The organism is Streptomyces capparidis, assembly GCF_054782095.1.
In genome coordinates, this window is the sequence record NZ_BAAGTD010000091.1 from 1 (window position 1) to 16,034 (window position 16,034).

Annotated in this window: 12 protein-coding genes and 1 pseudogene; 1 reads left to right on the forward strand and 12 read right to left on the reverse strand. The window is 72.1% G+C overall.

Annotated elements, in window-relative coordinates:
• Positions 1–1,878 (forward strand): MinD/ParA family ATP-binding protein (locus ACYVO2_RS36250; protein ID WP_461012379.1); only part of this gene is annotated, 1,878 nt, incomplete at its 5' end.
• 167 nt (positions 1,879–2,045) lie between these two features.
• On the opposite strand, the gene ACYVO2_RS36255 is transcribed toward ACYVO2_RS36250, so the two are convergent.
• The 12 genes and pseudogenes from ACYVO2_RS36255 to infB form a co-directional block, all read right to left on the reverse strand.
• Positions 2,046–3,113 carry a hypothetical protein gene (locus ACYVO2_RS36255; protein ID WP_461012380.1) on the reverse strand — a complete coding sequence of 356 codons (1,068 nt, stop codon included), beginning with the start codon at positions 3,111–3,113 and terminating at the stop codon, positions 2,046–2,048.
• Positions 3,114–3,151: 38 nt separating this feature from the next.
• Positions 3,152–5,290, reverse strand: coding sequence for a hypothetical protein (locus tag ACYVO2_RS36260; RefSeq protein ID WP_461012381.1), 2,139 nt, complete (start codon positions 5,288–5,290; stop codon positions 3,152–3,154).
• A gap of 7 nt (positions 5,291–5,297) precedes the next feature.
• Complete coding sequence (locus ACYVO2_RS36265; protein ID WP_461012382.1) at positions 5,298–5,783, reverse strand: hypothetical protein; 486 nt, start codon at positions 5,781–5,783, stop codon at positions 5,298–5,300.
• Between the two features lie 28 nt (positions 5,784–5,811).
• Positions 5,812–6,966 carry a type VII secretion-associated serine protease mycosin gene (gene mycP / locus ACYVO2_RS36270; protein WP_461012383.1) on the reverse strand — a complete coding sequence of 385 codons (1,155 nt, stop codon included), beginning with the start codon at positions 6,964–6,966 and terminating at the stop codon, positions 5,812–5,814.
• Between the two features lie 215 nt (positions 6,967–7,181).
• The gene (locus ACYVO2_RS36275) at positions 7,182–8,687 is read right to left on the reverse strand and encodes a WXG100 family type VII secretion target (protein WP_461012384.1); all 1,506 of its coding nucleotides are present in this window, start codon (positions 8,685–8,687) and stop codon (positions 7,182–7,184) included.
• Positions 8,688–8,728: 41 nt separating this feature from the next.
• Positions 8,729–9,208, reverse strand: coding sequence for a hypothetical protein (locus tag ACYVO2_RS36280; protein WP_461012385.1), 480 nt, complete (start codon positions 9,206–9,208; stop codon positions 8,729–8,731).
• A gap of 169 nt (positions 9,209–9,377) precedes the next feature.
• Entirely contained in the window at positions 9,378–10,331 is a 954-nt protein-coding gene (locus ACYVO2_RS36285) for a bifunctional riboflavin kinase/FAD synthetase (protein ID WP_461012386.1), read from the reverse strand.
• A 253-nt stretch (positions 10,332–10,584) separates the two neighbouring features.
• The gene (gene truB, locus ACYVO2_RS36290; protein WP_461012387.1) at positions 10,585–11,484 is read right to left on the reverse strand and encodes a tRNA pseudouridine(55) synthase TruB; all 900 of its coding nucleotides are present in this window, start codon (positions 11,482–11,484) and stop codon (positions 10,585–10,587) included.
• On the reverse strand, positions 11,485–12,588 hold the full coding sequence (locus tag ACYVO2_RS36295; protein ID WP_461012388.1) for a DHH family phosphoesterase: 1,104 nt from the start codon (positions 12,586–12,588) through the stop codon (positions 11,485–11,487).
• Between the two features lies 1 nt (position 12,589).
• The gene (rbfA, locus tag ACYVO2_RS36300; protein ID WP_461012389.1) at positions 12,590–13,090 is read right to left on the reverse strand and encodes a 30S ribosome-binding factor RbfA; all 501 of its coding nucleotides are present in this window, start codon (positions 13,088–13,090) and stop codon (positions 12,590–12,592) included.
• Between the two features lie 156 nt (positions 13,091–13,246).
• A complete protein-coding gene (locus ACYVO2_RS36305; protein WP_461012390.1) occupies positions 13,247–13,543 on the reverse strand; it encodes a DUF503 domain-containing protein in 297 nt (98 codons plus the stop codon).
• A 166-nt stretch (positions 13,544–13,709) separates the two neighbouring features.
• Positions 13,710–16,034, reverse strand: a pseudogene (gene infB, locus ACYVO2_RS36310) (translation initiation factor IF-2); the annotation flags it as partial.

Here is a 16,034-nt window from a genome sequence, read left to right on the forward strand (position 1 = left end):
GCGGCGGCACCGCAGGCGCCGCCGCGGGCCCCCGCTCCGGGGCCGGCACCGCCGCCCGCGCCGCCGGCAGCCCCCGAGCCCGCGCCTGCCGCGGCGCCCGAGCCCGCCCCTCAGCCCGCCCAGCCGCGCGCCGAGGAGCCGGGCCGCCCCGACCTGCCCTGGACGCCCCAGGGTCCGACGGCGGGTCAGCCGTGGCCGCAGCCGAGCCAGGGCCAGCAGCCGCCCGCGCCGTGGGGGCAGCCGCAGCCCGGCCCGGCCGAGCCGGGCCCGCAGCAGCCCGGACCGCTGCCTCCGCTGCCCCCGCAGTACCAGGCGGCGCAGCCCCAGCCCCAGCAGCAGCCGGCCCCGCCCCAGCCGCAGGCCCAGCAGCCCCAGCCCGCGCCGCCGCAGCCGCAGCCGCAGGCACCCGAGCCGTCGGCACCGCTGCCCCAGCCGCAGCCGGGCAGTTACGGCTACCCCCAGCCGGGGCAGCAGCCGCCCTCCCCCTGGCAGCAGCAGCCCGCTCCGGGGCCCGCCGCGCCCGCTCCGCAGCCCGCTCCGCCGCAGCCCCACCAGGCGCCGCAGCCCCAGCCGCAGCAGCCGCCCCAGCCACAGGCCCAGCAGCCGCTGCCCCCGCCTCCGCAGGCGCCGGTGGACCCGCGGGCGCAGGGCGGCTGGCCGTCCCCCGACGCCACCCAGCAGCGCGGCACGCCCGGCGCGCCGCTCGGCTACACCGCGGCCGTGGAGCTCTCCTCGGACCGGCTGCTGCGCAAGCAGCCCCAGGCCAAGAAGCACTCCCCGCCCCGCTTCAAGATCGGCGGCAAGGCGGCGGAGCGCGAGCGCCAGCGCAAGCTGGAGCTGATCCGCACCCCCGTCCTGAGCTGCTACCGGATCGCCGTGATCAGCCTCAAGGGCGGCGTGGGGAAGACCACGACCACCACGGCCCTCGGCTCCACCCTGGCCTCCGAGCGCCAGGACAAGGTCATCGCGATCGACGCCAACCCGGACGCGGGCACCCTCGGCCGCCGGGTGCGCCGGGAGACGGGCGCGACCATCCGCGACCTGGTCACGGCGATCCCGTACCTGAACAGCTACATGGACATCCGGCGCTTCACCTCCCAGGCCCCCTCCGGCCTGGAGATCCTCGCCAACGACGTGGACCCCGCGGTGTCCACCACGTTCAACGACGAGGACTACCGCCGGGTCATAGACGTCCTCGGCAAGCAGTACCCGATCATCCTCACCGACTCGGGCACCGGCCTGCTGTACAGCGCCATGCGCGGGGTGCTCGACCTCGCCGACCAGCTCATCATCATCTCCACCCCGAGCGTGGACGGCGCGAGCAGCGCGAGCACCACCCTGGACTGGCTGTCGGCGCACGGCTACGCGGACCTGGTGCAGCGCTCCATCACCGTGATCTCCGGGGTGCGCGAGACCGGCAAGATCATCAAGGTGGAGGACATCGTCGCCCACTTCGAGACCCGCTGCCGCGGGGTAATCGTCGTGCCGTTCGACGAGCACCTGTCGGCGGGCGCCGAGCTGGACCTGGACATGATGCGCCCCAAGACCCGGGAGGCGTACTTCAACCTGGCCGCGATGGTGGCCGAGGACTTCGCCAGGGCCCAGCAGGCCCAGGGCCTGTGGACGGGCGAACCCGGCAGCCAACCCCCCCAGATGGCCCCGCCCCTCCCCAACCAGCCCACACCCCCCTGGCCCCACCAGCCCCCCGCCGCCCCCGGCGGCTACGGCTACCCCCAACAGCAGGGCCAGCCACAGGGCTACGGCTACCCCCAACAGGGCCAACAGCAGGCCTACGGCTACCCCCAACAGGACGGCCGCCCCCCCGAGCAGCCGGGGTACGGCTACCCGCCGCCTCCGCCACCGGCTCAGCAGCAGTGAACGCCCTGTGGCCCCGTCCCTCGTCGAGGGGCGGGGCCACAGCCTGTGAGCGGGGAGACTCGCTCCCCCGTAAGAGTGAACGAGGACTTCGGCTGCTCACTCTTCTCAGCTACATGCTCGCCATCCGGCGGAGGGCTCTCCCCCGCCTAGGCCGCAAGCCGGAACGGTCAGGCGGGAGCGATGTCCGGGCACCCCATCTGCTTGCCGACGGAGCCGACGAAGCGCTTGAAGATCTCGGGCTGGGGAAGCTGGATCCGCGACGCCTCGTAGCTCGCCTGCTCCTCTCCTCCGCGCTCGTCCTTGCGGGGCGTCGCGAGTTCGAACAGGGTGTCGCGGCCACCGCACTCGGCGACCACCGCGCTGGCTTCCCGGTCGAGCCTGCCCTCGGCCTGCCAGCCTTTTCCTCGCAGGTCCGCCAGCTCCCGCGCGGACCGGTACGCCGCGACCGACTGCGGGTCCTGCGTCACCAGGAAGCGCGAGATCGTCGTGGTGCCGGTTTCGCCCTTCACGGGCACGGTGACGGCGCAGTGCCACTGCCGGAAGTCGTCCCCTGACACGTGGTACCGCACATCGGCCGGTCCGCGGGAGGGCGGCAGCACGTCGAGTCCGGACACGTCGCAGACCTTGCCGGGGACCGGCGTGCGCGCCTGCGGCGCCTCCGGCCTCGCTTCACCGGCTCCGGCCAGGTATCCCGGGGAAGCGCATCCATGGCTCTCGGCGAGACCCGCGGCGGCCGTCAGAGCGATATGGGCGTTCTGCGCGTACTGCTCGTTCCCCGACGGCTCCCCGCCGTTCTCCAAACGCCGCAGGACCACTTGCGTCCGGCCGCGGTTCAGCTTTTCGGCACATTGATCGGGAAGCCACACACCGGCCCGTACCTGTCCCACCCAGCCGGGCATTCCGTTGCCGATGGGAACGGCACTCGAATCCCCGGCCACCGCGTCGACGTTCGCGATGCCTACTTCTTTCAGCGATGCGGGCTGCCTCAACTCCAGGGCGAACGAGTAGGACCTTTCGCCGGCCTTCCGGACGCGGCAGATCGGACGGCTCTCGAGGACGGAGTTCTCCGTGGAGCGGTAGGAGCCGGACGGATCAGCGCTCATCATCGCCACATCGGCGACCGAAAGCGTTCCCCAGCAAAAACTGGATTGGCCGGTTTCGCCATCGGAACCCGAGGAGGAGACGGCGAGGACCGAGCCCGCCCCCACCCCGGCGAGGGCGACGAGGGCGAGCACGGTGTGCCGTGCTCGCCACTGCCTGGGCGACCATCGGGTCACTGCCCTTCCTCCCCCATGGCCTCCTGCGCCAGGCCCTTGCCATCGGTGTAGGAAGTGCGGGCCGCACTTTGCAGATCCTCGACGCCCCCGCCCGTGGCGTCCAGCTCCTCCGCGGGCACTCCGGCGATGATCGCGTTCCGGGCGATCATCTCCTGCAACAGGTTGGATCCGGCGTTGTAGTGCTCGGCCAGCTCCTCCCGCTTCTTGGAGTCGATGTCGTCCAGCTCCTTGCCCGCGCCCTCCGCGTACTTCGTCGCCAGGATGTCGACCTCACGATCGATGATGTCGCCGACCACGGGGACGAAACTGACGATCGAGCCGATTCCGTGCTGCGACATCTTGGCGTTCCACTCGATCTCCGACTGCCGGTCGTCCTTCTCGCTGTTGCGCATGTCGGCGATGACGTCGGCGCGGACCCCGTCCAGCAGGCCGAGAACCTTCCCCGCCTGCTGCACGGTCCCCTCGGCCGCGGGATCGGCCTTCGCGTACTCGTCGTGGCCGAAGTCGCCCATGTTCAACGCGATCTGAGCCGTCTGGGAGGTGTGGATGACCTTGAATGTCTCCCCGTCCTCCGCGGCCCCTCTGATGACCCGGGCGAGGTTGTCCTGCTCGTCCTTCTCGGCGGCGGTGTCAGGATTCTTGCCGAGAACGTCGTGAACAGCGGGAGCGTGGTGCGCGATCATGTCGCCCATGCTCCGCTGCATCCCCGCGGGCACACAGCTCTGTTCACCGGGCGTGCTCCCGTAGTGGCGGACGGTCTCATCGAAGATCCGCTCCTGTGCCGCCCTCAGCTCTTCGTCCTTCGAGATCACCGGGGGAATGGACACGGGCCCCCGCGGCTCCTGCCCCGTCGCCGCCGCCTCCAGCGCGTAACCGAACGCCTGCCGGGACGGCTCCTGCGCCGCGTCGTCGCGGTCCGGGGGCCAGGTGCGGTCCTCGTTGAGGTACTTGAGGTTCTCGGTGGCTTCGGGGTCGAGGAAGGTGGTCGCCGCGTCGGGGTTGCGGCTGAGGGCGTTCAGGAAGCCGCCCATGGGGTCGGTCTGGTGGCCGCCGGCGCTCTCGAAGTCGGTGCCCCACAGTTCCGTGCCCGACTTGCTGCTGTCCTTCTCGTACGCGATGAGCTCGTCGCCCACCTCGTGCAGGAAGTCCTCCTCGAACCTGCCGCCCGCGCCCATCAGGTCGGTGAGCACGGGGAACGTGGTGTTGTGGGGCGCGCTGCCGCGCGGACCCCCGTCCTCCCTGGCGAGCTTCAGCAGCTCGTCCTCCCATTTCTCGCCCATGCCGTTGTCCTTGGTGGCGGTGGCGAAGGCGTGGGAGAGGCTGGTGTGGAGGTCCTTGTAGAGCTCGGTGTTCTTGTTGCCGTGGTCGCCGTGGGCGTACCGGGAGAGGCTCTCCGAGTAGCCAAGCAGCGCCTCCGGCCCGTGCTTGCCGCCGTGGTCGAGCTGGTTGAGGAGGGTCCGGGAGAACTCCGGGGAGTCCCGGTTGGCGGTCATGATGCTGTCCAGCCGGGTCAGCTCGGCCTTGTCGAGATTGCCCATGCGCGACAGCATGTCCGCCGCCCGCTTGGCGTCGGCCGTGTCGCCGCCGCCGTACGGGCTGGGGTTGAAGCTCTTCCTGTCGGTGCCGATGTCCTGCTGGACGGCGGCCGCGGCGCGGTTGTCGGCGTCCGTGGCGTCCTGGAGGACGCGGTCGAGGCGGCGCTGCACGGCCTGCGCCTTCTCCCGCGCCACGTCGGCCAGGCCCGGGTCCGATTTCAGCGACTCCCGGTCGATCTCCCAGTGGACGCTGCCCGTCTCGTCGATCCTGGACAGGTAAGGGCTCTCCGCGACCTCGTCCCCGATCGCGTCCAGCCGCTTCTTGATCTCCCTCAGGTCGTTCGCGGCGTCCCGCAGGATGGCGGCGACGGCCTTGGCGACCCTGGTGGCCTCGGAGAACTCGCGGTCGGCGTCATTCAGCCTGGCCTCGGCGCTGTCGGCGCCCTCTCCCTTCCACCCGGCGCGCTCCGGGGTCTTGGGGAGGTTGCCGCTGGAGCGGCGGTCCAGGTCCCCGAGGCTCTTGGCCAGGCCGCCCCAGGCCTCGGCGCAGTTGTCGAGAGCGGAGAAGTCCGCGGAGCGGAAGTCGGCGTAGCTCACCATCGCGGGCTCACGCCTCCCTGCCGCCGCGCGCCTGCGCGGCGAGGTCGAGTTCGTGGTCCCGGTGGGTCCTGACGGTGTCGTCCAGGGCCTTCGCGACATCGGTGAGCGTGCCGTGCAGGGCGTCGACCTGGGAGTTCCAGACGGCGGTCGCCGACTTCAGGGCCTTGCCGAGGGTCCAGGTGCCGTCGAACGTCTTGGCGACGCCGTCGGCGTGGTCCGACATGGACTGCTGGGTGGTGCCGCCCTTGGTGTTGGCGTCCTTGAGGTCCTTGGCGAGGTCGCGGGCGATGCCGGCGCCGGCCGTGAGTTCGTGCGGGGAGTCCAGCTCCAGCGACGACTTGGCGGGGGCGACGGGGGCTGCGACGGCTGAGCGGGAGTCACCGGCGGTGTTCAGCCGCATCCGCAGGTCCTGCTGCTGGGCGGCTTCCGTCAGGTTGCCGTCGCTGTCGTAGCGGAACGGGTTGAGTAACCGGTCCCAATCCTGGTTGGACATCGGGGGTTTCTTTCTTCTGGGCTGGTGGTCACTGCCAGGGCGGAGGGGGTGCGCCGAAGCCGCCGCTCCGGGCGGTGGTGCGGCGGCGGTTGCGGAGGACGAGGAAGGCGGCGGCTCCCGCGACGACCACGACGGCCGCGCCGGCGCCGATCCAGGGCACGATACTGCCGCCGTCGTCACCGTCGCCCGGCGCGGCGGCGGCCTGGTCGCTGCCCTTCGGCCGGGGTTCGCCCTCGCCTTCGGCGGCGGAGTTCCCCGGCTTGCCGGACGGGGACGCCTCGGCCTGCTGCATCTCGCGGATCTCGGGCAGGGGGCTGACGTCGGCGGGGCCGGGGTCGCCGGGGGTCTTCAGGGCGATGCGGGGGCGGACGACGCCGTACCCGATGTAGTTGTTCCGCTCGACACCGTCCGTGGGCGCACCCGCGGTGTTGATCATCACCCGGAGGACTTGGTTGGCGGTCCAGTCCGGGTGCTCGGCCCAGATGAGGGCGGCGGAGGCGGAGGCGAGGGCGGTGGCGTCGCTGGTGCCGTGGGATTTGCAGTAGCCGGTGCTGCTGTCGCCGCATCCGTGCACGATGTCCAGACCGGGAGCAGCAAGATCCACCTCGGGGCCGGATTGGGACTCCGCGGTCGCTTTTCCTGTCTTGTCCACCGCAGCGACAGCCACCACTCCGGGAGCGGCCGCGGGGTGGACGACCGGCTCATCCCTTTCCCCTTCGTTGCCCGTACCGGCGAAGATGAGCACGTCCTTGGAGAGCGCGTACTCAACAGCCTGCGTGAGCTCCTCACTGCCCTGCCTGGCCGCCTGAGAGATATTGATCACCTTGACGTCGTTGTCCACGGCGAAACGAATGGCTTCGCTGATCTGGTGGAGGAATTCGTCAGTCTCCGCGCCGGTCAGATCACCGTCCTCGCCCACTCGGAGTGGCAGGATCTTGGAACCGGGAGCCAGCCCCAATCCGCCCTGACCGTCGCGCCCCTGTCCGGTTCCGGCGATCACAGCAGCCATCCCGGTGCCGTGCCCGTCGTAGTCGTCATGGGCAGTTCCCGGCTCGGGCGAGAAGTCCTTGCCTTCCAAGATCCGCCCTTGCAGATCCGGGTGCGAAGCGTCGACACCCGTGTCGATCACGGCGATCGTCACGCCCTCGCCCTTGCTGACCTCCCACATCTGCTCCGCTTTCATGGCATCTAGGTGCCACTGCGAGGCTCTGATGGACTCGGCGCGGGCCGGAGCCGCCATTCCAGCACTCAGCACGAGCACACTGCCGGCAAGCGCGCCGATGGCCCTGCACCGCCCGCCCGGACGCCTTCGCGTCATGTCACCATCCTCCGCATGACGGTGGCCCCGCAGGCGTGCGCTGCGAGGCCACCGTCACTACAGCCTTCAGAATCCGAACCTCACTCGATGACGGGCGGGGCGGTGTTGCGTCCCCCGCCCGTCCTCCAGGTCTCCTCGTCCTCGACCAGGTAGTCGGGACGGTCACTGCGCCGGGTGCGCGGCTCCTCGTCCTGCCCGGGTCCGTTGCCGCGAACGGCTCCCGGCGCCCGGGTCAGTCCGGAGCCTCCCGGTGTGAACGCGCCGCCGACCGCCGACTGCCTGGGGTTGCCCACGACGCCACCGGGCTCGCTGGCCAGCCGTCGGCCGCCCACAATGCCCTGGGAACCGGGCCCCTGCGCGCCCACCGGCATTCCGCCGTATCCTCCGGCCATCGGCGGGCGCGCGACACCCGTACCCGCCGGGCCGCGCTCGCCCACGACCGGGACCCTCGGAATCTGATTCGCCGGTCCAGTAGGCGGGACCTGACGTCCGCCGTAGATGCCGTCGGTCTGGCCGGCCCGCGGCAGGCCGACCGGCCCGGGGCCGACCGGGGGCCGGGCCTGGACGGAGCCGCGCGAGACCGGAGAGACCGGCGGAATAGCCTGGCGGTTGCTGGACGGAGGCAGCCCGACGATCGGCGGGCCGGAGATGGGCGGTGTCGGCCCGGGCGTCGGAGGAGGAACCGGGTTGACGGGCGGCAGGATCTCCTGTGGACCCACTCGCGGTGGAGCGATCGAGTCGATCTGCGTGTTCACCGGCGGCGGCATGTCCTCCGGCAGGACGCTGGGAGCGACGCTGTGCGTCCCACTCGACGTGGAGCCGTGCACGGTGCTCACGGCGTGCGGGGCTGAAGTGGAGGAGGCGGATACCGAGGACGCGTACGTACCACCCCCGCCTCCCGCCGACGCCTGCGCCGCATAGGAACTGGCACCCGCCGATGCGGATGTCGGAGTGAATTCACTCCGACCGTAGATGGGACTGTCGCCTGGCATCGGATCCGTAGGCATAGGCGGAAAAGCCGGCGCCTTCTGATCCCCGATGATGTCCGTCGACATGTTGTAGGCCTGCGCCAGCTTCGTCATCTGGCGCACTGCCTCGTCGTGCGCGTCCTTGACGTCCTTCTTCGCCTTTTCCACGGCCTCCGGCGTCGGGCAGAAGCCCAGTTCCGCCATGGCCTCCTCCTCGGACCTGCCGCCGGAGTACGCCTTGGCGATCCTCTTGGACTCCTCGGGAACCTTGGGCATGGCGCTGACCACGTCGGCCAGCGTCTCGCCCGAGTGCTTGAGGAACTCGCCCGCGTTCCCCGCGTAGTCCGCGAGGCTCTGGGTCTCGACGGCGACTTTGTGGCCCCAGGCTCGGAAGGCGTCGGCGCCGTCGCCCTCCCAGAGCAGTTTGCCCATGTAGCCCTTGAGGGCCTCGCCGATCTCGTCGAGGGTCTTCTCGGCTTCCTTGAGCTTGCTGCCCAGGGCCGTGATGGATGAGCTCTTGGTGCCCTCGACCATCTTGAGCATGTCTTCGTGCGACATCGACTCGAAGTCGGTGGTTGCGCTGTAACTGTGTGGCGCGTTCGCGTCCGGGTCGCCCATGTCCCCCTGTCCCTTCCCCTACTGCCCTCCGCCGGTGGGCGTCAGAGGGCACCGCCCGAGGTGCTCTCCTCCGGCGCCGGCCGGCCGGTGTCAGTGGTGTTCCCGCCGCTTTCGTCCCGCCTGGCGTCCCGCCAGTGGCGCTCCGTCTTCTGCCGGATCTCCCACAGGCGGTCGCGTTGTTCCTCGTCGACGTTGCGGTAGTCGTTGTTCGCCATCCCGACCAGGAGCCGCATGGCCTCGATCTGGTCGGCGAAGGTCTTGGAGAGCTCCTTGAGCTTGGTGTGCACCGGCTTGTAGGCGCCGTAGAGCTTCTCGGCCTCCACGAACCCCGTGCCGAAGTCGCCCGTGGCCAGGGTGCCCTCGCTGATCTCGTTGGGCGCGGCCTTGGACTTCTCCAGGTCCGTGATGAGGTCGTCGATGCGCTTCTTGAAGCTCTCCAGGGTCTCGAGACTCGCGTAGAAGGACCCGACGGCCTTCTGCATGTTCTCGGCCCGGTTGAAGATGTCCGAAATCGACGACACCAGGTGTCCCCTCCCCGATCCCCGTTGGTGCGTGGCCGTCGAGTTCACGACTGGTCGGTTCGCCGGTTCTATCGACAGCAGCGTCCCTCAGAATACTCACGCACGGCGACACCCGCTGGGGAGGGGACCTGGGCGCGTTCGTACCGGACTGTTACACGAGTGGGTGGACTCACTCCGCTTCGTAGGCGTCGAGGAGCTCGCGGGAGCGCTTGATGTCGGCGTTGACCTGCTGCACCAGGGCGTCGATGGATTCGAACCGCTCCTGGCCGCGCAGATAGGTGACGAACTCCACCGCCACGTGCAGGCCGTACAGCTCCAGGCCGACGCGGTCGATCACATGGGCCTCGACCGTGCGGACGCGGCCGTCGAAGGTGGGGTTGGTGCCCACGGAGATCGCCGCGGGCATGCGCTCGCCCTCGACCACGAGCCAGCCGGCGTAGACGCCGTCGGCGGGGATCGCGGTGTGCGGGAGGGTCTCGACGTTGGCCGTGGGGAAGCCGAGTTCCCGGCCGCGCCGGTCGCCGCGGACCACGACGCCCTCCACCCGGTGGGGGCGGCCGAGGACCTCGTGGGCGCCCTCCACATTGCCCTCGGCGACCAGGCGGCGGGTGAGGGTGGAGGAGAAGGGGGCGCCGCCGCCGACCTCGCCGTGGGCGAACAGGTCGACGATCTCCACCGCGAAGTCGTGGGCGGCGCCGAGCTCGGCGAGGAGCTTGACGTCGCCCGCGGCCTTGTGGCCGAAGCGGAAGTTGGGGCCCTCGACGACCGCCTTGGCGTGCAGGCCGGCCACGAGGATCTGGTGGACGAACTCGCCGGCCGACAGGCGGGAGAACTCCGCAGTGAAGGGGAGGATCAGCACCGCGTCCACGCCGAGCCCCTCCATGAGCTCGGCGCGCCGGTGGTGCGGGGCCAGCAGCGGGGGGTGGCTGCCGGGGCGCACGACTTCGCTCGGGTGGGGGTCGAAGGTGACCACGACGGACGGCACGCCCAGTTGCCGGGCCAGCTCGACGGTCCTGCCGATGATCAACTGGTGTCCGCGGTGGACGCCGTCGTAGGAGCCGATGGTGACGACGCTGCGCCCCCAGTCCCTGGGGACGTCCGACAAGCCCCGCCAGCGCTGCACTGTGACCGCTCCTCCGGTAAAAGCACTCGATGCGGTTCCAAGACTGCCATGCCCGGCGAGAGCTGCCCTCACCGGTGGGAGGAGAAACGGTGGAGAGGGGCGTTCGCGGGCGGGCGGGGGCGCGCGGGTCGGGGACGGGTTTGCACAGGCGGGGAGGGGGGAGCGGGGGGCGCCCGGCCCGGTGGTGGTGCCGTTGGGGCCGGTGGGGTCGAGCGGCGCGCTAGCCGGGCTGGACCGGAGCGGAGGGCGCGGTTCAGGTGAACACGGCGAGGCTGCGGGCCTGCCCGTCCCGCTCCTCCACCAGCGCCACGAACCGGTCGCCGGGGGCGAACAGGGCGATGGGGCCCTGGCCGAGGCCCGCCGCCTTCAGGCGCACGCCGTTGGAGACCAGCCTGGCCTCCTCCTCGGTGACGTCGCGGCGGGGGAAGGCCGCGGCCGCCGCCTGGGACAGCGGCAGGGCGGTGAGGGACTCCTCCAGCTCCTCGAGGGTGCGCGCCTCCTTCAGGGTGTACGGGCCGACGCGGGTGCGGCGCAGCGCGGTGAGGTGGCCGCCGACGCCGAGGGCGGCGCCGAGGTCGCGGGCCAGGGCGCGGATGTAGGTGCCGGAGGAGCACTCCACGGAGACGTCCAGGTCGAGCAGCCCGGTGCCGTCCGGAAGGGTGACGGGGCGCTGGGCGTGGACGGTGAAGGTGCGGACGGTGACCGGGCGGGCGGGCAGGTCCACGTCCTCGCCGGAGCGGACCCGGTTGTAGGAGCGCCGCCCGTCCACCTTGATGGCGCTGACCTTGGAGGGCACCTGGAGGATGTCCCCGGTGAGCCGGCCGACCTCCTCGGCGACGGCCTGCGGGGTGACGGACGCGGTGGGGACGGTGGCGGTGACCTCGCCCTCGGCGTCGTCGGTGATCGTGGACCGGCCCAGGCGGATCGTGGCGTCGTACGCCTTCTCGGTCAGCGCCAGGTGGCCCAGCAGGCGGGTGGCCTTCTCCACGCCGATCACCAGGACGCCGGTCGCCATCGGGTCCAGGGTCCCGGCGTGGCCGACACGGCGGGTGCCGGCCAGGCGGCGCAGCCGGGAGACGACGCCGTGGGAGGTGATGCCGGCGGGCTTGTCGACGATCACCAGGGCGTCGGGGCCGGTTCCTTTGCGTTTCATCTAGGCGGGGGTGTCCTCGGGGTGGTCGGTGGCGGCCGCGGCGTCCAGCAGGGCGCGGAAGCGGCCCACGGTGGTGGGCACGTCGTCGTGGGAGGTGAAGCCCGCCGCGTAGGCGTGCCCGCCGCCGCCGAGGCGGGAGCAGACCGCGCCCAGGTCGACGGCGCCCTTGGCCCGCGAGGAGACGCAGTGGGAGCCGTCGTCGTCCTCCTTCAGCACCAGGGCGACCTCCGCCTCGGCGGTCTTGCGGACGACGTCGATCAGGCCCTCCAGCTCGTCCATGGCGACGCGGTGGGTCTCCCGGTCGGCGCGGGGCACGTGCGTCCACACCAGGCCGCGGCCGCCCGCCGCCTCGGGCACGAGCTCGGCCCGGGCCAGGGCGGCGGCCAGCACCTTCAGGCAGCCGAAGGACGCGGTGTCCCACAGTTGCCGGGAGATCGCGTCCTGGCGGACGCCGGTGGCCAGCAGGCGGGCGGCCAACTGGTGGGTGGCGGGGGTGGTGGCCGTGTACTTGAACGAGCCGGTGTCGGTGGCCACGCCGGTGTACAGGCAGGTGGCCACGTCACGGGTGAGCGGGGCGCCGAGGCGGCGCAGCAGCTCGTCGACGAGCACGGCGGTGGCGGGGGCGGCCGGGTCGATGAGGCGGACCCGGCCGAAGCCGCAGTTGGAGCTGTGGTGGTCGACGACGATCAGGTCGCGCGCGGCCAGGGCGTTGTCCCGCAGCAGGCCGAGGCGGTGCTCGGAGGCGACGTCGAAGACCACCACCAGCTCCGGCTCGGCGGGCACCCGGTGCGCCGGGACCAGCAGCTCCTGGCCGGGCAGGAACGTCAGCGACGCGGGCACCACCTGCGGGTCGTCGCCGAAGGAGACGTGCGCCTCCACGCCCAGCGAGCGCAGCGCCAGACCGGTGGCCAGCGCCGAGCCCAGCGCGTCCCCGTCCGGTGAGACGTGGCAGATCAGGTGGGCGGTCCTGGCGGCGCCGAGCAGGGCGGTGGCCCGCTCCCAGGCCTCCTCGGGTATGGCCTGCTCCGCGGCGGCGTCGGGGGACTGCCGCGGGCCGGGGACGACGGCGGCCGGGGCGCGCCGCGCTCTGGCCTGGCGGGGCATCTCAGGCGTCCCTGTCGCTGCCGCCGCGCGCGGCACCGGCGTCGTCGGCGTCCGCCTCGTCGAGCTCGTCCTCCTCGTCGGCGGAGGCCGGGGCGCGGTAGGGGTCGGCGTCGCCCGCGTAGGCGGCTCCCGCGGCCGCGCTGCGCACCTGCTCGTCGGCGGCGCGGGCCTTGGCGAGCAGGTCGTCGATGGTGCGGGCGGTCTCGGGGACGGCGTCGAGGACGAACGTCAGCGACGGGGTGTGGCGCACCCCGGTCTGCCGCCCGACCTCGGAGCGCAGCACGCCCTTGGCGCTCTCCAGCGCGGCGGCCGACGCCTCGCGCTCGGTCTCGTCGCCGAAGACCGTGTAGAAGACGGTGGCCTCGCGCAGGTCACCGGTGACCCGGGTGTCGGTGATGGTGACGAAGCCCAGACGGGGGTCCTTGATCCGCCGGTCCAACGTCTCCGCGACGACGACCCGGATGCGGTCCGCCAGCTTGCGCGCCCGCGCGGTGTCGGTCACTTGAGGTCCTCCTCCTACTGCGAGCGTGTCCGGTGCCGTGCCCGTGAGGGGCATCGGACCCCAACGTACTCGCCTGCGCGCCGTCAGGCGCATGCCGTCTTCTTGATGGGTCTGCCGGGCTCGCCGAGCGTCCGGGCCGGGGCCTGCCGGCCGGGCTCAGTCGTCGCCGTCCGTGTGGAACCGCCTCCGCACGGAGAGCAGTTGCAGCTCGGGGCGGGCGGCCACCAGCCGCTCGCAGCCGTCCAGCACGTCGGTGCAGTGCCGAAGGTCTCCCGAGACCACCGCGAGGCCGATCTCGGCCCTGCGGTACAGATTCTGGCCGCCCACCTCGGCCGCGCTCACCGCGTACTTGCGCTGGAGCTCGGCGACGACGGGGCGGATGATCGAACGCTTCTCCTTCAGCGAACGCACGTCGCCGAGGAGCAGGTCGAAGGACAGGGTCCCTACATACATGCGTGCCGGGTCAAGCCGACCCGTGAGGCCTCGTGGTGACGCCCCCGCCTGCCGGGGGCTCGGCCGCGCCGGTGTCGGTGCTCGCCGGGCGGCGGTGAAACGGTACACCGCACGGCCGGGGCCGATCGACGGGGTTTCCCCCCGCCGACCGGCCCCGGAAGGCGCGTCACGCCCGCGGCTTCTCCCGCATCTCGAACGTCTCGATGACATCGTCGATCTTGATGTCGTTGTAGTTCGAGAGCTTGATACCGCACTCGAAGCCCTCGCGGACCTCGGTGGCGTCGTCCTTGAACCGGCGCAGCGTCTCGATGTTGAGGTTGTCCGCCACGACCGCGCCGTCCCGGACGAGCCGGGCCTTGGCGTTGCGCCGCACCAGGCCCGAGCGGACCAGGCAGCCGGCGATGTTGCCGAACTTGGACGAGCGGAACACCTCGCGGATCTCCGCCGTGCCGAGCTGGACCTCCTCGTACTCCGGCTTGAGCATGCCCTTCAGGGCCGCCTCGATCTCCTCGATCACCTGGTAGATGACCGAGTAGTACCGGACGTCCACGCCCTCGCGCTCGGCCAGCGACGTGGCACGCCCCTCGGCGCGCACGTTGAAGCCGATGACGATGGCGTCCGAGCCCGCCGCCAGGTTGATGTCGTGCTCGGTGACGGCACCGACGCCGCGGTGCAGGATCCGCAGGTCCACCTCGTCGCCCACGTCGAGCTGGAGGAGCGAGCTCTCCAGGGCCTCGACCGAACCGGACGCGTCGCCCTTGAGGATGAGGTTGAGCTGCTGGACCTTGCCCTCGGCGAGCACCTGGTCCAGGTCCTCCAGGGAGATGCGGCGGCGGTTCTTGGCGAACGCGGCGTTGCGCTCGCGCGCGGCCCGCTTCTCCGCGATCTGCCGGGCGGTGCGGTCCTCGTCGACGACGATGAAGTTGTCGCCGGCGCCGGGGACCGAGGTGAGGCCGAGCACGAGCACCGGGGTGGACGGGCCCGCCTCCTCCAGGTTGTTGCCGCTGTCGTCCAGCATCGCGCGGACGCGGCCGTACGCGTCGCCGACCACCATGGTGTCGCCGACGTGCAGGGTGCCGCGCTGCACCAGGACCGTCGCCACGGCGCCGCGGCCGCGGTCGAGGTGGGCCTCGATCGCGATGCCCTGCGCCGACTGGTCGGGGTTGGCCCGCAGGTCCAGCGCCGCGTCGGCGGTGAGGATCACGGCCTCGAGCAGGGAGTCGATGTTGGTGCCCTGCTTGGCGGAGATGTCGACGAACATCGTCTCGCCGCCGTACTCCTCGGCCACCAGCCCGTACTCGGTGAGCTGGCCGCGCACCTTGGTCGGGTCGGCGCCGTCCACGTCGATCTTGTTGACGGCGACGACGATCGGCACGTCGGCGGCCTTGGCGTGGTTGAGCGCCTCGACCGTCTGGGGCATCACGCCGTCGTTCGCCGCCACCACGAGGATCGCGATGTCGGTGGACTTGGCACCGCGGGCACGCATGGCGGTGAACGCCTCGTGACCCGGGGTGTCGATGAACGTGATCGCCCGTTCCTCGCCGTTGACCTCGGTCGCGACCTGGTAGGCGCCGATGTGCTGGGTGATGCCGCCGGCCTCGCCCGCGACCACGTTGGTCTTGCGGATCGCGTCGAGCAGGCGGGTCTTGCCGTGGTCGACGTGGCCCATGACGGTCACCACCGGCGGACGCGGCACCAGGGCCTCGTCGCCGCCCTCGTTCTCGCCGAACTCGATGTCGAAGGACTCGAGCAGCTCGCGGTCCTCCTCCTCGGGGCTGACGATCTCGAGGGTGTAGTTCATCTCGTCGGCGAGCAGCTTGAGCGTGTCGTCGGAGACGGACTGGGTCGCGGTGACCATCTCGCCCAGGTTGAACATGACCTGGACCAGCGACGCCGGGTTGGCGTTGATCTTCTCCGCGAAGTCCGTCAGCGACGCGCCGCGCGACAGCCGGACGATCTGCCCGTTGCCGCGGGGCAGCATCACGCCGCCGATGGACGGGGCCTGCATGGCCTCGTACTCCTGGCGACGCTGCCGCTTCGACTTGCGGCCGCGCGTCGGGCGGGCGCCCGGACGGCCGAACGCGCCCTGCGTGCCGCCGCGGCCACCGGGGCCGCCGGGACGGCCGCCGAAGCCGCCGCCGCCACCGGGACGGCCGCCGAAGCCGCCGCCCCCGCCGCCGCCACCGGGACGGCCGCCGAGGCCGCCGCCGCCACCGGGACGGCCGCCACCGCCACCGCCACCCGGGCGACCGGCGAAGCCGCCGCCGCCACCGGGACGGCCGCCGCCGCCGCCCGCGCCGCCCGCGCCGCCGGGAACGCCGCTGCGCCTGGCCGGGCGCCGCCCGCCGCGGGACGCTGCGGCATCATGCCCGGGTTGGGCCGGGGGCCGCCGGGCGACTGCGGACGCGGCATCGAGCCCGGGGAGGGCCGGGAGCCGCCGGGGCCGCCGCCCGGGAGCGGGCCGCCGGGCGCGCCCCCTCCGGGGCGGGCG